The organism is Mesobacillus sp. AQ2, from assembly GCF_030122805.1.
In the GTDB taxonomy this organism is placed as follows: Bacteria; Bacillota; Bacilli; order Bacillales; family Cytobacillaceae; genus Mesobacillus; species Mesobacillus oceanisediminis_A.
This window is the reverse complement of the sequence record NZ_CP126080.1, coordinates 1,479,347-1,500,866: the sequence shown is the minus strand read 5'-3', so window position 1 is coordinate 1,500,866 and position 21,520 is coordinate 1,479,347. Positions and strand designations below refer to the sequence as shown.

The window sequence follows — 21,520 nt, the reverse complement described above, 5'->3', positions numbered from 1 at the left end:
ATCGGATTTATACTATTTCTTCCCATCCTGCTGCATTTCTTTTTTCCGTGTAAAAAATGCCTGTGCATCCTGGATTTCTCCCCTGATTGTCGACATCTCTTCATCCAAGCGGAACGCAGCCTCTGCAGCCCGCTTCAGCCTGATTTTAATATCTTCAGGGAAAAGCCCCTTGTACTTATAGTTCAATGAATGCTCCACCGTTGCCCAGAAATTCATTGCCAGCGTCCTGATTTGGATTTCAGCAAGAATTTTTCTTTCTCCCCTGATCGTCTGGACGGGATAACGGATGACCACATGGTAAGAGCGGTAACCGCTTGCTTTTTTATGCGAGATATAATCCCTTTCCTCGATAATTTCAAAATCATTCCGGCACCTTAACAGTTCAACGACTGTCTTGATGTCATCCACGAACTGGCACATGATTCTCAAGCCTGCGATATCCTGCATTTCGGAATCGAGTTTATCCAGTGAAATCCCTTTTTGATGGGCTTTGTCCAGTATGCTTGCAATTGGCTTTACCCTTCCCGTGACAAATTCAATCGGGGAATGGTCGGAATGAAGCTCATATTGGCTCCTGATTCCTTTAAGCTTTACCTTCAATTCTTCCACAGCGTGTTTATAAGGTTCTAAAAATTGATCCCAGTGTTTCACATCAGTCACCTCATCCGGTTCTTTTCACGAAAGCTTAAGCGGAGGGTGCGGCAAAAACCTGTTCCACTTTCGTGACCATTTCCTCTCCATAATTGCTGTTCCCTGTTATATTTTCAATCAAATATTCCATTTCACCACGGAAGCTTTCCAATTTAAGCTTGCCGCCGGCATTTGCAAGAAACACTTCCAGCCCGCCCTGGAGACCTTGCTGTATGGCATTCCAGGCAGCTTCAGGAATGGTGACATATTGATATCCATCTTCATTATCAACAATATAAATAAAGGATAATTGATCAGAATCCACAAGCATTTGCCCAGTTGCTGCAAGGCTTATTATTTTTGTCTCCCTGTCTGTCAAGAGCAGGAGCTCATCATTTTCTACTTTTGCATTTGTAACGATAATCTTTTTGCTCATTTTTTCAACCTCCATAATCTTTTTTATTTTATCATATCGAACCATTTTCTACTAAAGATTGAAGCAAACAGGATTTCGCGAGATAATAAGGACAGCTTATTGGAAAGGACGGACGGACTTGAGCCAAAATATCGAGATCGAATTCAAGAACATGCTGACAGAGAAAGAATTCCACTACCTGTCAAGTTACTTCAAACTGGAGCCGGAACAATTCAAAAAACAAATCAATCATTATTTCGATACACCTTCTTTTACCTTGAAGGATAAAGGATCAGCACTACGGATCAGGGAAAAAGGCAATGAGTTTGAACTGACTTTAAAACAGCCTGCAAAACAGGGATTGCTCGAAACGAATCAGATTCTGACTGAAGGACAGGCAAATGAAGCCTTAAAAACAGACAAATTGCCTGATGGTGAAGTGAAGGACGCTGTATCCGATTTAATTTCCAATATGAATGAACTGCAATACTTCGGGTCGCTGACAACGGTGCGCGCTGAGGTTGAGTATAAAGAGGGAATACTAGTCCTAGACCATAGTTACTATTTAAATACAGAGGATTTTGAGCTAGAATATGAAGTGACAGATGAGTCGGAAGGATTTCTAAATTTTTCCAATTTACTCACTGAACTAAAAATACCTGTTCGACAAACCGATAATAAGATCAAACGCTTTTACGCTAAAAAGTATAATCTTTTAAGAGAATAGACCAGGCAGGAGAATCATGATGAATGTTGATCAGTTAAAAGCCATGCTTGAATTGCAGGCGCTTCAAAATTTCAATCGAACCCCGGGCCAATCGGGAAACGGCCTTTTTCAGGACATGCTTTCCGGCATTTTGAATGACCAGAGCAATGCCCTTGGCGCCACGGCAACAAAGCTGGAAGAGCTGTTCGAAAATGCTCAAGCTGCTGTGGGCTCATATGATATATCCAAGCAAAACATTGCCCAAATGCTCCCTCCCATTCAACTGACAAAGGTAGCGGCCAAAAATAATACAGATTTTGATGGTATGATCGATCAGGCCGCTGCTATGTTCAATATACCAGCCAAGCTGATCAAATCAGTCATTCAAAAGGAATCCAATTTCAATCCTAACGCCGTAAGCCATGCCGGTGCCTCCGGATTGATGCAACTGATGCCTTCAACAGCAAGGGGCCTAGGGGTTAAAAATGTTTTTGATCCCGCAGATAATATTCTTGGAGGCGCTAAATACCTCCGGCAAATGCTCGATAGATATGACAATGATATTGAACTTGCACTTGCAGCATATAATGCAGGACCTGGGAATGTTGATAAATATGGCGGGATTCCCCCATTCAAGGAAACACAGAACTATGTACGGAAAGTGACCGATGTTTATTATAGTTAAAAGGATAATACTTCCATTATTTTCACCCGCCTGTCAGTGGTAACAGGCGGCTTTTTTGTGTAAATTAGTAAAGCAAACCGAAATTAATGAAATCAAAAGACAGTTTTCGCAGAACACAAGCCGATTTGTTTGAGATATAAATTTAGCATTGCTACAATAAATAGCATAACTATCAAAGCAGAATGAAATTTCTAAAATCTATTTTAAAGGAGTTATCAATATGGTTGAGAATAAGACCTTACCATTCGAAGCCATTGGCGAAGGGACACTTCACCGGCTGGTCGATGCTTTTTACCACCGCGTTGGAATGCATCCTGATCTTGCTCCTATATTCCCGGACGACTTAACGGAAACTGCCCGTAAACAAAAGCAGTTCCTGACTCAATATTTAGGCGGGCCGCCTTTATATACCAACGAACATGGCCATCCAATGCTTCGTGCCAGACATCTGCCTTTCGAAATTACGCCAGTCAGGGCGAAAGCCTGGCTCGCATGCATGGCAGAGGCCATGGATAAAGTGGGTCTCGATGGTTCTGTCAGGGAGGATTTTTACGCAAGGCTCTACCTTACCGCCCAGCATATGATCAATACACCAGATGATGAAACCGGTGAGAACTCATGAGACTCAGCCGCGAAAATCTTTTAAGCTATGACCCGTCAGAATACTGCCAGAGTTTGGACAAGAAGCCTATAGAAATTTATATGTTCGTTGATCCGCTTTGTCCTGAATGCTGGGCACTAGAGCCAATCATAAAAAAGCTGCAGATCGAATATGGCAAGTATTTTTCAATCAAACATGTATTGAGCGGCCGTCTTGCCACCCTGAACATGAACAGAAAGAAACGCTACGAAACGATTGCTGAGCTATGGGAAAAGACAGCAAGCAGAACAGGTATGTCCTGTGACGGCTCGCTTTGGTTCGAAAACCCTGTTTCGTCTCCTTATTTAGCTTCGATTGCTATTAAATCGGCAGAACTTCAGGGAAAAAAGAAAGGCATCCGCTTTCTGCGAAGACTTCAGGAAGTATTGTTTCTTGAAAAACAGAATGTCTCGAATTTTGAGGTGCTAAAAAATTGCGCCAGAAGTGTGGGGCTGGACGTTGAAGAATTCGTGACAGATATTCATTCAGAAACAGCTGCAAAGGCGTTCCAGTGTGATTTGAAAATCACCAATGAAATGGACGTCCAGGAAATTCCGACACTTGTCTTTTTCAATGCCAATGTCGAAGAAGAAGGCATCAAGATTACCGGACTTTATCCATATGAGGTATACGTCCAGATTCTTGAAGAAATGCTACAGCAAAAACCAGATGCAGCCCAGCCGCCAAGCCTGGAACAATTTTTGATGCAGTACAAAATGGTTGCTTCCAAGGAAGTGGCTGTAGTTTACGACATCACAGTGCCTCAGGCTGAGAAGGAATTAAAAAAACTGATGTTAAAGCAAATGGTTGAACAAATCCCTGCAAAATACGGGATGTTCTGGCGATATCTAGAAGGATGACCGTGCAGATGCCCGGTCATTTTTTTTGCAGTTCGGTGCATGTTTTTTGGCATTGTTGTTGAAGTGGTCGAATTAATTCAAAATGTGGTCGAATAATTTTAAAATGTGGTCGAATAATTTCAAAATGTGGTCGAATTAGTTCAAAATGTGGTCGAATTAATTCAAAATGTTGGTGATTTAATTCAAAATGTTGGTGAGTTAATTCAAAATGAACAGAAATCAGATCAAAGTGGAGTCGCACCATTATAATAAACGCCAATACTACTTCACGCATTACTGAAATTGAAAGGATCTCGCCGGATTTAGCCTTCAATCAGCGTGAAACTGGCTATTTATATCATTGCATGCAGAAAAAGGCCTTGCAGCTCTCCAACTGCAAGGCCTTTTTTCTATTTTATACGAACAAAGGGGATGGGAGAAATTTTTCACGGTCAAACAAAGGGGTAAATGTTTGTTTGTGATCAACTTCACGTCATAAATATACCATAGGCTTTAGCAGTATAACAATACACTTGTGTGTTATTTCACAATATTGTCAAATACCAATCATTAATATATGGACAGAAGCATATATATCATGTATAAAGCGATCCGGAGTGATGTACGTGGACAAAATAGGTCTCTTTCTTATAGCACTATTCATCCTTTTTTCATTTGTTCTCCATATCGGAGGGTTGATGCATCTTCTACCTTTATACCTGACCTCCCCCATTCTGTTCTTCTCCCTTTTTATTTTACTGATATATTTAAATAACCGAAAAAAGTTCAAAGGATTCTAATTGAAAAAACCGGCTGCAATGATGCAGCCGGTTTTTTGTACTAAGAAAGCAATGCTTCCATTTCGTTCAGCTTTTCTTCGAATACCTTCAAAGCTTCCTCAATTGGCTTCGAGCTTGTCATATCCACTCCTGCCTTTTTCAGGACTTCGATTGGATAGTCAGAGCTTCCTGATTTCAGGAATTCAATATATCGTTCGACAGCAGGCTGTCCTTCCTCAAGGATCTGTTTGCTCAGTGCTGTCGCTGCACTGAAGCCTGTCGCATACTGGTATACATAGTAATTGTAATAGAAATGCGGAATCCTAGACCACTCCAGTCCGATTTCCTCATCAATAATGATGTCTTCTTCACCGAAGTATTTTTTATTGAGCTCATAATAATCCTTTGTGAGAGAATCAGCTGTCAAAGCTTCGTTATTCTGTGCTTTCTGGTGAATCATATGTTCAAATTCAGCGAACATGGTCTGTCTGAACACAGTTCCCCTGAAGCCCTCGAGATAGTGATTCAGTAAATACAAGCGCTTCTGCTCATCATCAATCGTTTTCAGCATATAGTCATTCAAAAGCGCTTCATTGCATGTGGAAGCTACCTCTGCAACAAAAATTGAGTAGTTTCCATATGGATATGGCTGAGTTTTCCTAGTGTAGTAGCTGTGGACCGAATGTCCGAACTCATGTGCAAGCGTAAATAAATTATTCACATTATCCTGCCAGTTCATCAGGATGTATGGATTTGTGCCATATGCACCCGAAGAATAGGCACCGCTGCGCTTCCCTTTGTTCTCATACACATCTACCCAGCGATTTTCAAAACCCTCCTGAAGGACCTGATTATATTCCTGTCCAAGTGGCTCTAGGCCTTTTAGGACATAATCTTTAGCCTCTCCATATGGGATTTCCATTTTCACGTTCTTCACCAATGGTGTGTAAAGGTCATACATATGAAGCTTATCGAGGCCCAGTACCTTCCTTCGAAGCTTTACGTATCTATGAAGCAGGTGCAGGTTATCATTCACTGTATTCACAAGGTTTTCATAAACACTTTCAGGGATATTATTCGCAGCAAGTGCAGCATGCCTCGCAGAATCATATTTACGGATTCTTGCATTGAAGTTATCCTTCTTGATATTGCCGCTCAATGTGCTTGAAAATGTATTTTTGAAGCTGCCATATGTTTTGTAAACCGCTTTGAAGGCATCCTCGCGTACCCTGCGATCTTCACTTTCAAGGAAACGGATGTAACGGCCATGGGTGATTTCCACATCTTCACCGTTCTCGTCCTTAATCGAAGGGAATTCCAAATCCGCATTGTTCAGCATGCCAAAAGTATTTGACGGTGAACTCATTACCTCCCCTGCCTGTGCAAGCAGCGCTTCCTCTTCGGCTGAAAGGACATGCGGTCTCTGAAGATTGATTTCCTCCAAAGCATGCTCATAAAGCTTCAGCTCTTTCTTCTCCTGCAAAAAGCCTTTAATCTTTTCTTCGTCGACAGCCAGGATTTCCGGCACAATATAAGCCAGTGCACTTCCCGCCTGGGAATACAGATTCTTGATGCGGTCATCCAGTCCTTGATAAAAAGAATTTGTTGTATCCTGGTCATAGCGCATATGTGCATATGTATATAATCTGCCAAGGCGCTCTAATAGCTTATCCTGCAATTGCAGTGCATCGTAAAGCTGATCCGCACTATCCCCAAGTTTTCCCTGATATTCCTGGACAGAAGGAACTAAGCTCTTCACTTCATTGAATTCTTTTTCCCAGGCATCATCACTCGCGAAAATATCTTCAAGTCTCCACGTATTCTCGGTGGCAGCCTCATCTCTTGATGGCAATTTTTTTACTGCAGTTTCATCAGACATATGGATCCTCCTAACAAAATTTCGGAATTCGAAAAACTTTTCTACTATCATATTATTCGATAATCGGTTCTTATTTCCTTCAAAAAAAAGAAAGAGATGAAAAGTTTTTCGTTAACTTCCTTATTTTACTCTTTAATTTCTTTTTTCATGTTATTGGAAGACCGATTGCACTATTTTATTTTCAAACTCAGCATAAAATTTGGTTTCCGCCTTCAATTGACAGTCGACTGAAGATGGAAACTCAATCTCTTTTTGTACCTTAACTGTCCCCGAATCAATCTTTTCCAGGTACCCGATCTTTGTTAAAAGGAAAACATATTCTGCTAAAGCATACCAGGCATCTCTATGCCCGGCAGCCGGCAGGGTCCTGAGTTTGATATCCCCTTTTTTGACTCTTTTAGCAAATGCAGCCCTTATTCGTGCATATCGAATGTATTCCCCTGATTTATGATGCCGAAAGATATCAAGATAGATGTATGTTTGCCACATCAATGACGGTGTTTCAATATAGGGGCTCGAGTGGACAGGCAGTCCGAGGATAGCGGGAAGAGTTAGAAGGCTGAGGCGATTATGGTATAATTCTTTTAGGAAACGACTTTGCCACGCTCCATGATTCATCAGATAACGGGATTTCAGCTTTTGATTTTCTGTTTGCCAAATTTTTAAAAAAGGATACTGTCTTGCTTTAGGACTGAGGAGATCCTCGATTGAAGATTGACTCAGACTCTTTACTTCTAGTATCGTGATTGCCTTTCTTGAGGAAATAGGAATAACACCATGAAGGTTGATGAGCTGGCCTGAGACTGGGCAAAAAGCAGGCAAATTCCAGGCATGTTTGGTTCTTCGCAGAAAGAGATAGAGGAAATGATTCATGGATACAACCATATGGGAAATGCGTTTGATCAGGTTCTCGGCTGCAATCCATAGAGGGATCACATCATGCTCCAGGTAGGTTCTTGTCCTTTTTTCGAAAATATCAGCATGAATGACTGAACATTGAAACTCAATTGCATATTTCTGACCTTTCCAATCAAATGCGATATCCGGTTTTTGTCTCATCTGCTGATCGAACTTTTCCAGCTCAGCATGAATTCCCTGTTTCTTCAGCCAATTATATAGTTTAAGCTTGCCAGAAAGGTGATACTCAGATTCTCGATCATACTCATATTGGCAGCTTCCGCTTGCAGTATGGGAGAAATGCCAGATTTTCTTATTGCCGAGCTTCATGATTACCTCTTCGCCACAATCAGGACAGTAAAACTTTTCCCGGGACCTGACCTTCTCCAATTCTTTCTTGGTATCACCGTTTGCGAGTGAAAATACTTCCCCATTAAACTTATTTGCCACTAGCATTATTGAACCTCCTTTCTCCTAGTTCTATTCGGGAGTATAGGAGTGATCACCTCTTATAATTGAAACAATTAACAAAATGTTCACAGAAAAAAAACAGCCCGTAACAAATACGGACTGCTAAAGCATGGGCGACAGAAGTCTTGATGTTGACTCGAGAAGCCTGTAACCGATATTGCGTTTATTGAAATCATTCATATCAATTTCCTTTGATTGCTGGATATCACTTTGGAACTCCTCCACCAGTTTCAATGTGCTGCTTGTTTTATAGAGGAAAGCATTGACCTCGAAGTTCAGGTGGAAGCTTCTCATGTCCATATTGGACGTGCCAATTGAAGCAAGCTGGCCATCAACAATGACTATTTTGCTGTGCATGAACCCTTTTTCGTATTCATAAATTTTTACCCCTGCTTCAAGAAGCTCTGGAAAATACGATCTTGAAGCGAAGAAGACGATTCTTTTATCTGGCCTTTTTGGGACAAGCAGCCTGACATCAAGGCCGCTTAGGGCAGCCACTTTGATCGCACTGAAAATATCTTCGTCCGGAATAAAATATGGAGACGCAATCCAGACTGACTTATCCGCTGACGAAATCATCGAGAAAAAGATGTTCTTGATCACACTCCACTCATTGTCTGGGCCTCCTGCAATCATTTGAACCCCACCGTGAGTGTTAACCTCCAGTGCAGGCGATAAGTACTCTGCCGTCAAAAAGCTATTATTCGTCATATAATACCAATCCTGCAGGAAGATCAGCTGCAGGCTCCTTACTGCTTCTCCTTTTGCCATTAAGTGAGTGTCACGCCAAAATCCAAAATCCTTATTCCTTCCGAGGTACTCATCACCGATATTCAATCCTCCGACAAAGCCAACTGTACCATCAATCACAATGATTTTCCGGTGATTACGGAAATTGAATTTGCTGTTCAGGAACGGAAGGCGGACAGGACCAAATTCAACCACTTCGACACCTGCTTCAGTCAAATCGCCGATAAATTTTTTTGAAAGCTTCCAAGATCCAACCGAATCATACAGGAACCGGACCTTTACTCCTTTTTTGGCTTTTTCAATCAGAACATCCTTGATTTCATGGCCGATTGCATCATCGCGCACAATATAATATTCCATGTGGATATGGTGGGTTGCCTTTTTCAATTCTTCGAGAATATGGCTAAAAGTTTCATCACCATTTGTCAGCACTTTTGTTGATGTTGCAAAGGAAATGGGGCTATTCCCGAGCTTCTGGGCAAGATTGAACAAGCGCCGGTGATCTTCTTCCATTTCAAGCATCCGTGCTCTGTTCGCCCTTTCGCTGTCCCCTTCAATTCGTGTAAAAGTTTGCTTATCAAGAAAGTATTTACGGCGGAACATTTTTTCCTTCCGATGGTTCCGGCCGAATAATAAATAAAATATGAAACCCACAACCGGGAAACCACCGAGAACGATAATCCAGGTTAAAGTCTGGGCTGGATGACGATTCTCAAGGAAGATTACAAAGCTGATAAAGATCACGGTTAATGTCATGAAAATACTTATGTATCCTAAATAAACAGCATCAAGTTTTTCATAAAAGAAATAATAAATGCCTGCCAAAATGAATATAAACGTTAAAATTCGAACTGTATTTTTCATGGTAACCACCTGTTTTCCCGCTTCTGATTTCCAAACCACTGTATATATACGTTTCTATTTAGTAATGGGATTCATACAAATTATATCAAAAAAACTACAAACTCTCAGTTTTGAACCAGACAAGCGCTGCAGAACCGGTTGGGGATGCCGATATTTTACTTCATTGTTAAAATCGAAGCGACGCCAAGGGGAAAGAAGGGAGCTCGATTAAAAAAGCCGATTTCATTTCTGAAATCGGCCCTGTATCAGGAAAAATGCTTCCTTATGACATTGAATACATCATTGTCGATAATCTTGTTGCCATATTCATCAAGACGATGAATCGTCATGCTTGATTCCTGCCCATATTCGAGAAGGACACTTAGAATATTATCAATTTCCTCTTCATCCTCGAAATCTTGCTCAGGAAATTCAATGTATAAATAATACTTGTCAGAATAACTATACAAGCTTGTTTTGATATTATCGATTCCCGGCCGTTTTGATAGCGAGATGACATCCTCGAAATCCTTAAAAAGTAATAAGAATTCAAGATCATCCTCGAACGAACTCTCTTCATCATCAAATCCTTTTGGATTAAATTGATGGTCAAGCAGCTCTTCGATTCGCTCATCAACTGGCATATCTTTCATTTTATCATTTGGAAGCGGCAGTTCAAATTTCGGCCCATCCTTTGACAATTGAGCCTTTGTAACCAATACCTCCAGACCTTTTTCCAGGGCCTGGACCTGGATCCATAATGGACCTTCAACAGTAAACTCTTCTTCTGCATGGACTTCATCCATCATCTCCCAGAACAGTTCCTCACTGCGATCACGGTTATACCAGATTTCTTCCCGGTCAAACCCGCGTTCCTCTATGTCCATATATGAAATGTAGAACTTTACCGTATTCTCATTAATGCGCTCGATTTCCATTCGCTTTCTCTCCCTTCCAGGCAAAGATTTGAAGGGACTAAATACCCCCAAAAAGCAGTTGGTCCATATCTTTTACCCTTAATAAATGAGTCTGAATCACCAAGTTTTTATTAAAGGAAGGTAAATAGAATAATCTTGTACTTTCATTTTATGTTATCATCAGCCATTTTGGAAATAAAATATGCACCCATTTTTATAAAAGGCTTTTTTCTTATTGTTTCAAGTTTTGTGCGCAATTCACTGGTTTAATACCATTGAAATTTCACAAAACAAAGGCAACTATAAAATTAAAGTATTCTTTACATTTTAGCAGAAACTTGGCTTGATTTCAATTTGTCTGACTGTCTTTGATGAAGGAGTCGAGGTTCGATCTTCAATTGGCGTTCTTTGTTGGGTTATCGACCGTTTACTACTGTCCTGCTGTCTGAAGTGAGCCTGGGTTCGGACAGCTTTGGTGGAAAACCAAGAAAAGCTGTCTGAAGTGAGCCAGAGTTCGGGACGGCTTTCGTGGCAAACCCAAAAAAGCTGTCCGAAGGGAGTCCAAGTTCCGACAGCTTTCGTGACAATCGAAGAAAAGCTGTCCGAAGTAAATCCAAGTTCGGACAGCTTTACTGGCAAACGTTGAAAAGCTGTCCGAAGTAAGTCCAAGTTCGGACAGCTTTGGTGGAAAACCAAGAAAAGCTGTCCCAAGTAAGTCTCGGTTCAGACAACTTTACTGGCAAACAATGAAAAGCTGTCCGAAGTAAGCCAGAGTACGGACAGCTTTAGTGAACAACGAAGAAAAGTTGTCCGAAGTAGGTCCAAGTTCGGACAGCTTTAGTAGCAATCCAAGAAGAGCTGTCCGAAGTAAGCCAAAGTTCGGACAGCTTTCGTGGCAAACCAAGAAAAGCTGTCCGAAGTAAGCCAGAGTTCAGACAGCTTTAGTGGAATACAAAGAAAAGCTGTCTAAAGTAAGAGTAGAAATAGACAAAATCCCAAAACAAAAAAAGCTCCCAAAATTGGGAGCTTAATAAATTTAATTGACTAAGCGCTGTGCTTCGCGCAATTGGAAAGTGCGGACTTTCCGCGGAAGGAAGCGTCTGATTTCATCTTCATTATAACCAACCTGCAGGCGCTTTTCGTCGATTATGATCGGGCGGCGAAGTAAGCCTGGGTTTTCTTTGATTACTTCGAACAATTCCTGTAAAGGCATTGTCTCCAGGTTAACATCTAACTTTTGGAATGTCTTCGAACGAGTTGAAATGATTTCATCCGTTCCATCCTCGGTCATTCGAAGTATTTCCTTTATTTCATCAATCGATAAAGGCTCAGAAAATATGTTTCTTTCAGTGTATGGAATTTCATGTTCTTCAAGCCATGATTTTGCTTTTCTGCATGAAGTACAACTTGGTGAAGTGTATAAAGTGACCATTGGTAATTCACACTCCTTAAGATTTACTTATATATTATTTGCTTCAAATGAGCTGTCATTTATTAAATAATAATAAGTTTAATTTTATAATTCATATTGTTTATTATACACCATGAAGAGGATAAAAGGTATCCTTTTCAAAAAAATTCACGCGGGTGACTATGTAAGAATTTTTGTCCTTCTTTATATATAACGAATGAAATAGAAAAAAGTTTCATTAAAAATGAATAATTTTCATCTCCCTCTGATTTCAATCTATATAAATATTCGTAAAATTCCAGGCGGTTCTGTCCGTCAGCGCACAAATTCATAATTTAATTATATTTACCCGCTTTTGATATGCTTAAACATTTTATTATTTATTTTTTTGATTCTCAATTATGGTCTTCAAAATGAAAACGCAACCAGGGCGATTGCACCTGATTGCGTTTATGGTCAAAGGTCTTCAAGTAAGTCATCCCGTTTATCTTCAACCGTCAATACTTCCTCTACTGGCTGGTAGGACTCCCCGTAGAACGTCTTATCTTTATAAGTATGGATCATATTATAGGTTTTTTTCATTGCTTCATACACTATATCTTCTGATGATTCATTTGGCGACCAGTATAGAATTTCCATTTCATTGATTTCTTTTGTTGCCAGCGACCTGCGTCTGTATCCAACCGTTCGTGCATGTTCAAATCCTTCCCTTTTGTAAAACCGAAGTCTTTTTTCGGTATCTGTATCTTCATAATTAACCGGCTCTACTTCGAGGATGATAGGCTTCCCTTTTTCCTTGAGCTTTTCTATCAGCTTATGTCCAAGCCCCTGGCCTCGAGTATCTTTTGAGACAAAGAGATAATCGATGAATACGAAATCATCGGTTTCAACATACATAAGTACGTGACCTGGCCCTTCATCCTTATGATAAATTTCAGGCCTTTCCTTTAATAATGTTTCCATGTGTTCCTTTGATTTCATTTCCTCAATCGGGAAATACTGATTTAATTTTTCATACCAATGCATTGCTTATCTCCTTTTCAATTTTATTCCATCCCGATAAGCACCCAGCTTTTCTTATATACTCATGATCAAAATGCTCGTATTATTTTTTCTAAATAAAGTCCTTTTAATACGCTTACAATTCTTTTAAAATAAAGATGTAGGGATCATGCATTTATATTTACCACAATCATGAAATTGTGAAAAAAAGGTGGAGGTTTATCATGGGCGGTTACATAATGGATTTAACTATCGTTGCTTTGCTGATCGTGGGTATTACCGCAACAATTGGTGTCATCACTAATGGAGTTGGTACCAGATTCTTTAGTGGGAACAAAAGAAATGAATTCGTCAACCAATCAACCAGAGTGCAAGACGGCTGGAAAAATGTTGGCGGCAGCAAGAAGTAATTCACATTACATCTAATATTATAACTTTTATAATGGCGATTATCTAACAATATGAAAAGCCTGAAAGGATGAATTATCCCTTCAGGCTTTTTGTTTGTTTATGGTGTGTAATCAACATTAGGGGAATACCTGTTGCTGGCATTCCATAATAAGTATTCATTGATGCCCTGATCCTTGAGTGCCCTGATTTGGTCCTCGACTTCCTTTTTACCATACACGATGTAATTCCCGCTGCCAAGCCACGATGCTGTGAAATCCTGGAGCCATGGTCGTGATATGGGCGGAGTCTTTAATTCAGCCAGCTTCTTTTTTTCCAGCTTGGCATATTCCTCGACAAGCCTATATGGCTGGGTATCAGGCTTTGTAATACCGAAATATGAAGTCCAATGGCTAGGATAGATCATCGAAGAGATGACATCGACATTTTCAGAGATTTTCGAGAAATTCTGTCCTATACCTGGAGCTTCTGGAAGTGTTGCTGTATAACCGAATATATCAACAGATACTTTTACATCATAAGGCTTCAATTCTTCGCGTGCATATGCGACGAAATCAGTCACAGCTTTTACTCTTTTTTGGATATTATCCATCTCGATATTCTGATAATCTCCCATTGAGTATTTAAGGGTGCTGTCTCTCCGTTCAAATCCTTCAGGGAAACGGACATAGTCAAACTGGATTTCCTTGAAACCCATTTTGGCGGCTTCTTTCGCAATTTGGACATTGTATTCCCAAACATCTTTGACAAAAGGATTGACGAATGATTCTCCCCTTCCGTTCTTCCAAACTTCATTCCCATCCTTATATGACCATTCAGGCTTCTTATTTGCCAGTGCAGTATCTTTAAAAACAACTACCCTCGCTATAGGATAAATTTGCTTTTCTTCCATAGTCTTAAGCATTTTTTTGGGGTCCTTGATATATGGCTTTCCAATCTCTTTAAATGGAGAGTCATCACTGGGCTTGTATGTAAGAAATCCATGATCGTCTTTTATATCGATCACCATCGCATTTAAATCCGTTTTATCGACTAGATTCACCAGACTGGAAAACTTCTCCCCTCCTGCTGAATTTCCGGTAACATAGATTCCCCTGACTGCATCGGGGTACTCAAATTGATAGCCAGAGTCAAATTTGAACCTGGGCAGCTGTTTTGGAATTTCCCTCACCAATGACTGGTGTTCCCTGACTGGAAGTTTCTCCGTTTCATATGGTTTCGATTCAGCAAAAACTGTTCCGCTTGCTTGCGAAATAGAGGCAGCCAATAGTGCTGCTGCTGCGATTTTTTTAAATTGCACAAACACCTCTCCTTTCAAACCGTACATCAATTATTCATTATATATCTATTGTTAATTCTATTTTACCCACTTTCGACAGGTTTAGATATTATAGATTAATATTTTCATATGGAATTTATTCCCTCCGCCAAAGTCATGCAAAAAAAAGGCGATCTCAAATTAAGAGATCGCTTTGATTATTTTACATATTGTTGCTGATACTGTTTAAGTTCTTTCTCAGAGCAATAAACAAAATGCCCTGGTACTACTTCACGCATTTTCACTTCTTCTCCATCCGCATACTGATGTACATTCGGATCATATGTTTTGCGGCGGCGTGTACGCTCAGATTCAGGATCTGGAAGCGGAATCGCCGATAGCAATGATTGAGTATAAGGATGCAGTGGATTTTTGTACAATTCTTCAGCAGTCGTTAACTCAACCAGCTTACCGAAGTACATTACACCAATTCTATCACTGATATATTTTACCATTGAAAGGTCGTGTGCGATAAACAAGTATGTCAACCCTTTTTCACGCTGCAGTTTCTTCATCAGGTTAACAACCTGTGCCTGAATGGAAACGTCTAGAGCGGAAATTGGTTCGTCTGCAATAATAAATTCCGGCTGCACGGCAAGTGCACGGGCAATCCCGATACGCTGCCTTTGACCGCCTGAAAATTCATGTGGGTATCGATTGGCGTGTTCTCTGTTTAAGCCAACAGTTTCAAGTAGTTCATATACCCTTTCCATTCTTTCCTTATTGCTCTTGGCCAGGCCGTGAATATCGATGCCTTCAGCAATAACATCGGATACTTTCATCCTTGGATTCAGGGATGCATAAGGATCCTGGAAAATCATTTGCATACTTCTATTGAATTTCTTCAAATCTTTTTTACTTTTCTTGCCGTGTACATTTTCACCTTTATAAAGGACCTCTCCATCTGTTGCATCGTAAAGCCTGATGATTGTGCGCCCGGTTGTGGACTTACCACAGCCTGATTCTCCAACCAGTCCAAGAGTCTCTCCTTTAAAGATATCAAAAGTAATTCCGTCAATCGCTTTTACTTCATTTGGTTGTCCAATATTGAAGTATTGCTTCAGATTCTTTATTTCAAGAAGTTTTTCTCTATTTTCCATCAGCCAGTCCTCCTCCTACAGTTTATTTCATGTCCATGAATTTGCGCATTCTGCTCTTCACAGCTTCCGGCGGTTCTACCTTTGGAGCGTCCGGATGCAACAGCCATGTAGCAGCATAATGTGTATCGGACACTTTAAACATTGGAGGCTGTTCTTCAAGATCAATTTGCATTGCATATTCATTTCGTGGCGCAAAGGCATCTCCCTTTGGCGGATGCAATAAGTTTGGCGGTGTACCAGGAATTGCATATAGCTCTTCTTCCTTAGCATCAAGACTTGGCATCGAACTAATCAATCCCCATGTATAAGGATGCTGCGGATTGTAAAACACTTCATCAACTGTTCCAATTTCAACAATCTTACCACCGTACATTACGGCAACCCTGTCTGCTACGTTCGCAACAACACCGAGGTCATGGGTAATGAAGATAATAGATGTATCAATCTTTTTCTGCAGATCCTTCATCAATTCCAGAATCTGTGCCTGGATGGTTACATCCAAAGCCGTTGTTGGCTCATCAGCAATCAGGACCTTTGGGTTACATGCTAATGCAATCGCAATAACAACCCTTTGTCTCATACCACCGGAAAATTGGTGCGGATATTGCTTGACCCTTAATTCCGGCTTAGGAATACCTACTAGTTTCAACAGCTGGACAGCCCGTTCCATTGCCGTAGATTTACTCATATTTTGATGCTTGATCAGCGGTTCCATGATTTGCTTGCCAACAGTCATTGTTGGGTTTAAGGATGTCATCGGATCCTGGAAAATCATCGAAATGTCTTTTCCACGAATTTTTTGCATTTGTCTGTCAGTCAGCTTTGTTAAATCCTTGCCGTCAAATAGAATCTGTCCATTTTTAATTTCCGAGTTTCCAGGAGGCAATAATCTCATGATTGCTTTAGTTGTTACTGATTTTCCAGAACCCGACTCGCCTACGATCGCCAGGGTCTCTCCTTTTTTCAGATCGAAATTAACACCGCGGATTGCCTGAACCTCTCCCGCAAATGTATGGAAGGAGATATTTAAATCTTTAACCTCTAAAATATTTTCCATTATATTCACCTGCCCTTTTAATCGCGCATTTTCGGATCAAGCGCATCACGCAATCCGTCTGCCAGCATATTGAATGTAATCATGATAAGACTGATGATGATAGCTGGGATGATCATCTCATGTGGATGCAATCTTAATACTTTAAATCCTTCATCGATTAAAGTACCCAATGAAGCTAATGGGTCCTGCAGACCAAGTCCAATAAAGCTTAGGAATGCTTCAAAGAAAATCGCATTTGGAATAGTAAACATTGTGTTAATAATAATGACACCAGCAAGGTTAGGGAGTAAATGTTTGGAAATAATCTTCCCGTCAGAATTCCCTAATGTCTTAGATGCAAGAACAAACTCTTGTTCCTTAAGCTTTAAAACCTGTGCACGGACGACACGCGCCATTCCAACCCAACCCGTTATTGTCAGAGCAACAGTAATTGAGATGATACCTGGCTGAAGCACAAGAATCATTAATATTACAACAATCATTGTAGGAATACCAACAAGGACTTCTGTGATCCTTTGCATAACATTGTCCAGTCTGCCGCCATAATACCCTGATACCGCCCCATAGGCAACACCAATAATCATATCAATCAGCGCTGCAAGCAAAGCAATATACAAAGAGATTTGGGTTCCCTTCCAAGTACGTGTGAAAAGGTCACGTCCTAACGCGTCAGTACCAAACCAATAATACTCGTCTACTTTTTTAACTTCATACATATTAATTTCTTTGCCGGCTTTATTTACCTTAACTCCATCAAAAGGGAGCCAACTGATATTTTCAAGCCCCTGAATTCTTGGCGGCAAATTATTATGGCTGACTTTTTGTGTGTCAAAATCTTTTCCACTAATTAAAGGACCAATGAAGGCCATTAAAACAAGCAGAACCATAACAATTAAACTTGCCAGGGCACCTTTGTTCTTACGCACACGCATCCAAGCATCCTGCCAAAAGGTTAAGCTCGGCTTGTTAATTTCTTCGCTTTTAGCTGAATCAATGATTGCAGGCTGAAAGCGATCTTTTGAAATTTTCGTTTCAAGATTAGCCATTACTTTTTACCTCCTGACAGTCTGATTCGTGGATCAATGATTCCATATAAAATATCCACTACAAGGATGATAAACACAAATAAAGCAGCAAATAAAATAGTTGTTCCCATGATAACAGGGTAATCATTAACAGTAATAGATTTTACAAACTGCTCTCCTAATCCAGGAATAGCAAATATCTTTTCTACTACTAGTGAACCTGTCATCAAAGAGATCGCCAAAGGCCCTAGTACAGTTACCAAAGGAATAAGTGCATTCCTCAAAGCATGTTTTACTGCGATTTCATAGTAACTTGCACCTTTTGCTTTAGCTAGAAGGATGTAATCCGACCCTAAAACTTCAATCATTTCTGTTCTCATGAATCGGGCTGAAATTGCTATTGGGAAAATAGATAATGCAATGGTTGGCAGGATTGTATATTCAAATCCTTTCCAGAATAGCACTGGGAACCAGCCTAATTTTACAGCTACAAAATATTGAAGAAGACCAGCAAAAACAAAGTTTGGCACAGCCTTACCCAAAACTGCAATAAATGTTGCACTATAATCCACCCATGTATTTTGTCTAAGAGCGGCAAATATACCGAGCATGATGCCTAATATGGTTCCAACAATCATAGCCTGGGCTCCTAATTGCATAGATGGACCAAGACGCTTGATCATCAGGTCGGTTACCGGTGTGTTATTAAATTGAAATGAGATACCCAGATCTCCTTGCAGCAGGTTGCCAATATATTTAGCATATTGTACAGGCACAGGCTGGTCCAATCCATACTTAGCTTTCATTATTTGCAATTGCGCAGGCGGCAATTTAGCTGCACTCGCAAATGGCGTACCAGGTATGATTTTCATTAAGAAAAACGTTATGGACGCAATAATGAAAAGAGTCAAAATCATAAAGAGAATCCTTTTAGCCAGGTATTTTCCCATAGTGTGCACCTCCTATATTATTTTAATTTTCCCTATTATTCGACAAATGCCTCACAGGGAAAAAGAGAGTATATCTAGATATACTCTCTTTCTATCATCAGAATTATTACCTTCTGAAATAAGAAACTGCTTTAGTTATTATTCTGCTTCAGTAATCTTAACCCATTGGAAGTTATAGTCAGGACCATAGTTGTAGATCGCAAGACCTTTAACTCCAGGGTTCAATAGGATGTTAGCTGCACGCTGGTAAACCGGCGCTAGACCAAAATCTTCTCCAAGCATGATCTTTTCAGCTTCCTGCTGAGCTTCCCATTGTGCTTTTTCATCAGTTGCAAGCTTGCCTTGAGCGTCCTTGATCAACTGATCGTATTTAGGATTAGTGTATCCCATTCTGTTGCTTCCGCCATCAGTGATCCAAAGGTCAGTGAACGACAATGCGTTACCGTAGTCAGGGCCCCATCCTGCGAATTGAAGATCATAATCCATAGCGTTGTCACGCTCTAGACGTACTGCGAAAGGAACACTTTCAAGTTTGACAGTCAAACCTGGAAGGTTAGTTTCCAATTGGTTCTTGATGTAAGCGTCAGTCTTCTTAGCTGCTTCAGTGTCTCCACCAAGGTAGCGAATCTCAAGCTTATCTACGCCAAGTTCCTTAAGTCCAGTTTCCCAAGCCTTTTTAGCTTCTTCAGCATTGAAAGTAACAATGTCGCCGTACTTTTCACGGAAATCTTCACCGTCAAGAGTTACGAAATCTTTTGGTACGAAATAGTTAGCAGCTACTGAACCATTGTTCAGGATGCTTGCAGCAAGGTCTTCTTTGTTGAAGCCCATTGCGATTGCTTTACGGATGTTTACGTTTTTAAGAGCTTCGTTCTTCTGGTTCATCTTGATCCAGAATACAGTTGGCTCCATCCAGCTAAGCATACGCTCATCGCCTTCGTATGATGGAACGATATCAGAAGAAAGCAATCCAGTCATGTCTGTTTCGCCAGCTTCAAATGCGTTTACAGCAGAGTTTGAATCTTTTACTACGTTTACAGTGATTTTCTCCAGAGTTACATCTTTAGCATTCCAGTAATCTTCGTTCTTTTCAAGTACCCACTCAGTGGCGTCAGTACCTTCCCACTTAGTCATCTTGAAAGGTCCGTTGTAAAGTAAGTTTTCAGCATTGCTTGCGAAAGCTTCGCCTTTCTCTTCAACAAACTTCTGGTTTTGAGGATAGAATGTTGGGAAAGCGAAAAGGTCAGCCCAGTATACTACTGGCTTTTCAAGAGTTACTTCCAAAGTTTTTTCGTCAATTGCCTTTACACCAAGAGTGTTAAGGTCGTAGTCTTTCTTATTTGCTCCAGCTTCAGTGATTTCTGCAGCACCCTTGATTTTGCCGCCCATCATGTAAGGACCATATGGAGAAGCAGTTGCAGGGTCGATTGCGCGCTGCCAAGCAAATACGAAGTCTTGTGCAGTTACAGGCTCGCCGTTAGACCATTTAGAATCGCGAAGTTTGAAAGTGTAAACAGTCTTATCTTCGCTGATTTCTGGTTCGCCATCAGCAAGTGCAGGAACCGGCTTGTGGTCCTGGTCAAGGCGGTAAAGACCTTCACCTACGTTGTTTATGTAAGTGAAACTTGTAGAACCTTCAGCTAGGACAGTGTCCATAGTTGGGATCTCGGAAGAATCCAACATTCTTAATTCCTGTGGTACGTTAGCAGTTTCTTCGCCTTTTGTGCCTTCATCAGCAGGCTTGTCTTTTCCAGTATCCTTATCTCCGCTGCTGCAAGCAGTCAGAAATAGAGAGAATACTAGAGTCAAAACTAATAGCAATGAAAATTTAGACTTTTTCAAAAGTTTTGCCCCCTCTTTTTTGTTGTTTTCTGAAAACTTTTTACATTCCCTATTATACATAGATTAAATTAAATGTTCAATATTTTTGCGAGAAAAATTTACAACTTTGAAACAATAGTAATAAATTTCCTAGTTGATTTATGTTATAATGGTGACTTATAAGCCTTTGTTCAATGAAATCAATGTGTTACCTATTGTAATATTTAAGTTTTTTACAGAGTTTTTTTAAAATATTACTTTAATGAAATAGCAATTTAAGGGAGAATCCGTAAAATGCGCAATAAAGTTGGGAAAATTTTTTTCGGTTTTTTTTCATCGCAGTTGATAGTTCTCTTCCTCTCTTTCCTCGTTCGTAGAGGTTTTACCTTACTGAGTTATATCAATATTTCTTTTTATATTGCTAGTGCACTATTATTCATCTCCTTACTTGTCTATACTGTCAATTCAGGTTTCTTTGACACAATGTCCTATTCTTTCCGTACTGTTTTTACCAAGAAGGAAGAAGGAGAGAAGAAGAAGTCGTTTGAGGAAATGACTCCTCTGTCCGAGTTGGTCACCTTCAATGCGAACCCCCTTCTTATTATTAGTCTCCTGGATTTAGCTTTCATGCTGGCAGCCCTTTACGTTTATTATTTGTAAAAGAATCCTGTTCCACTTGCTTATGATGGTAAATTTGATTATAATCATTTTTAATAAATCTTTAAAAGCAATGAAGAAGAATAGTACATTTGTTTAAGGCTTCTCAGAGAGTTTGTGGTCGGTGGAAACAAACAGCCTGGCATTTGGAATGGACTTCCGAGCTTCTGGTTCGAAACTAAGCAGTAAGTAGATCCAGGCGTAAATCCTGCGTTAAAGGAAGCCATGCAGCATAAAGCATGGGCAGAGTGACTCATTCGTGAGTAATTAGGGTGGCAACACGGACCATTCGTCCCTACAAGTAGGGTACGAATGGTCCT

General features: G+C 40.3%; 20 protein-coding genes and 1 other annotated feature. Of the genes, 6 read left to right on the top strand and 14 right to left on the bottom strand.

Annotated elements, in window-relative coordinates:
- Positions 1-12: 12 nt before the first annotated feature.
- A complete protein-coding gene (gene yjbM, locus QNH36_RS07380; protein ID WP_144474575.1) occupies positions 13-651 on the bottom strand; it encodes a GTP diphosphokinase in 639 nt (212 codons plus the stop codon).
- Positions 652-685: 34 nt separating this feature from the next.
- Positions 686-1,066: a UPF0738 family protein gene (locus QNH36_RS07375; RefSeq protein WP_283905011.1), complete on the bottom strand. Its 381-nt coding sequence runs from the start codon at positions 1,064-1,066 to the stop codon at positions 686-688.
- A gap of 118 nt (positions 1,067-1,184) precedes the next feature.
- Between QNH36_RS07375 and QNH36_RS07370 the strand changes: the two genes are divergently transcribed.
- From QNH36_RS07370 to QNH36_RS07355, 4 genes are all read left to right on the top strand, one after another.
- Complete coding sequence (locus QNH36_RS07370) at positions 1,185-1,772, top strand: CYTH domain-containing protein (protein ID WP_283905010.1); 588 nt, start codon at positions 1,185-1,187, stop codon at positions 1,770-1,772.
- Between the two features lie 19 nt (positions 1,773-1,791).
- The gene (locus QNH36_RS07365) at positions 1,792-2,436 is read left to right on the top strand and encodes a lytic transglycosylase domain-containing protein (protein WP_283905384.1); all 645 of its coding nucleotides are present in this window, start codon (positions 1,792-1,794) and stop codon (positions 2,434-2,436) included.
- A gap of 220 nt (positions 2,437-2,656) precedes the next feature.
- Positions 2,657-3,058: a globin domain-containing protein gene (locus tag QNH36_RS07360; RefSeq protein WP_283905009.1), complete on the top strand. Its 402-nt coding sequence runs from the start codon at positions 2,657-2,659 to the stop codon at positions 3,056-3,058.
- On the top strand, positions 3,055-3,936 hold the full coding sequence (locus tag QNH36_RS07355; RefSeq protein ID WP_283905008.1) for a ClpXP adapter SpxH family protein: 882 nt from the start codon (positions 3,055-3,057) through the stop codon (positions 3,934-3,936). Before QNH36_RS07360 ends, QNH36_RS07355 begins: the two co-directional genes overlap by 4 nt.
- 819 nt (positions 3,937-4,755) lie before the next feature.
- On the opposite strand, the gene pepF is transcribed toward QNH36_RS07355, so the two are convergent.
- The 6 genes from pepF to QNH36_RS07325 form a co-directional block, all read right to left on the bottom strand.
- On the bottom strand, positions 4,756-6,573 hold the full coding sequence (pepF, locus tag QNH36_RS07350) for an oligoendopeptidase F (protein WP_144474569.1): 1,818 nt from the start codon (positions 6,571-6,573) through the stop codon (positions 4,756-4,758).
- 150 nt (positions 6,574-6,723) lie between these two features.
- Entirely contained in the window at positions 6,724-7,926 is a 1,203-nt protein-coding gene (locus tag QNH36_RS07345) for a competence protein CoiA (protein ID WP_283905007.1), read from the bottom strand.
- A gap of 117 nt (positions 7,927-8,043) precedes the next feature.
- Positions 8,044-9,555: a cardiolipin synthase gene (gene cls / locus QNH36_RS07340; protein ID WP_144474567.1), complete on the bottom strand. Its 1,512-nt coding sequence runs from the start codon at positions 9,553-9,555 to the stop codon at positions 8,044-8,046.
- Positions 9,556-9,800: 245 nt separating this feature from the next.
- Positions 9,801-10,472 carry an adaptor protein MecA gene (mecA, locus tag QNH36_RS07335; protein WP_144474566.1) on the bottom strand — a complete coding sequence of 224 codons (672 nt, stop codon included), beginning with the start codon at positions 10,470-10,472 and terminating at the stop codon, positions 9,801-9,803.
- Positions 10,473-11,487: 1,015 nt separating this feature from the next.
- Positions 11,488-11,883 carry a transcriptional regulator SpxA gene (gene spxA, locus QNH36_RS07330; protein ID WP_079508109.1) on the bottom strand — a complete coding sequence of 132 codons (396 nt, stop codon included), beginning with the start codon at positions 11,881-11,883 and terminating at the stop codon, positions 11,488-11,490.
- A gap of 435 nt (positions 11,884-12,318) precedes the next feature.
- Positions 12,319-12,888: a GNAT family N-acetyltransferase gene (locus QNH36_RS07325; protein ID WP_144474565.1), complete on the bottom strand. Its 570-nt coding sequence runs from the start codon at positions 12,886-12,888 to the stop codon at positions 12,319-12,321.
- 200 nt (positions 12,889-13,088) lie between these two features.
- On the opposite strand from QNH36_RS07325, the gene QNH36_RS07320 reads away from it, so the two are divergent.
- On the top strand, positions 13,089-13,274 hold the full coding sequence (locus QNH36_RS07320) for a hypothetical protein (protein ID WP_144474564.1): 186 nt from the start codon (positions 13,089-13,091) through the stop codon (positions 13,272-13,274).
- 98 nt (positions 13,275-13,372) lie between these two features.
- On the opposite strand, the gene QNH36_RS07315 is transcribed toward QNH36_RS07320, so the two are convergent.
- From QNH36_RS07315 to QNH36_RS07290, 6 genes are all read right to left on the bottom strand, one after another.
- A complete protein-coding gene (locus QNH36_RS07315; RefSeq protein WP_395883491.1) occupies positions 13,373-14,578 on the bottom strand; it encodes a putative glycoside hydrolase in 1,206 nt (401 codons plus the stop codon).
- Between the two features lie 170 nt (positions 14,579-14,748).
- Positions 14,749-15,690 (bottom strand): ABC transporter ATP-binding protein, encoded by a 942-nt coding sequence (locus tag QNH36_RS07310; RefSeq protein ID WP_144474562.1) that lies wholly within the window; start codon positions 15,688-15,690, stop codon positions 14,749-14,751.
- Positions 15,691-15,712: 22 nt separating this feature from the next.
- Entirely contained in the window at positions 15,713-16,747 is a 1,035-nt protein-coding gene (locus QNH36_RS07305; RefSeq protein ID WP_144474561.1) for an ABC transporter ATP-binding protein, read from the bottom strand.
- A 17-nt stretch (positions 16,748-16,764) separates the two neighbouring features.
- A complete protein-coding gene (opp3C, locus tag QNH36_RS07300; RefSeq protein ID WP_144474560.1) occupies positions 16,765-17,793 on the bottom strand; it encodes an oligopeptide ABC transporter permease in 1,029 nt (342 codons plus the stop codon).
- Positions 17,793-18,722, bottom strand: coding sequence for an oligopeptide ABC transporter permease (gene opp3b / locus QNH36_RS07295; protein WP_144474559.1), 930 nt, complete (start codon positions 18,720-18,722; stop codon positions 17,793-17,795). Before opp3b ends, opp3C begins: the two co-directional genes overlap by 1 nt.
- A 138-nt stretch (positions 18,723-18,860) precedes the next feature.
- The gene (locus tag QNH36_RS07290) at positions 18,861-20,564 is read right to left on the bottom strand and encodes a peptide ABC transporter substrate-binding protein (protein ID WP_144474558.1); all 1,704 of its coding nucleotides are present in this window, start codon (positions 20,562-20,564) and stop codon (positions 18,861-18,863) included.
- 273 nt (positions 20,565-20,837) lie between these two features.
- Here QNH36_RS07290 and QNH36_RS23955 point away from each other — a divergent pair, with 273 nt between their 5' ends.
- On the top strand, positions 20,838-21,203 hold the full coding sequence (locus QNH36_RS23955) for a DUF3899 domain-containing protein (protein WP_144474557.1): 366 nt from the start codon (positions 20,838-20,840) through the stop codon (positions 21,201-21,203).
- A gap of 61 nt (positions 21,204-21,264) precedes the next feature.
- Positions 21,265-21,500: a binding site (T-box leader), on the top strand.
- The last annotated feature ends 20 nt before the right edge of the window (positions 21,501-21,520 follow it).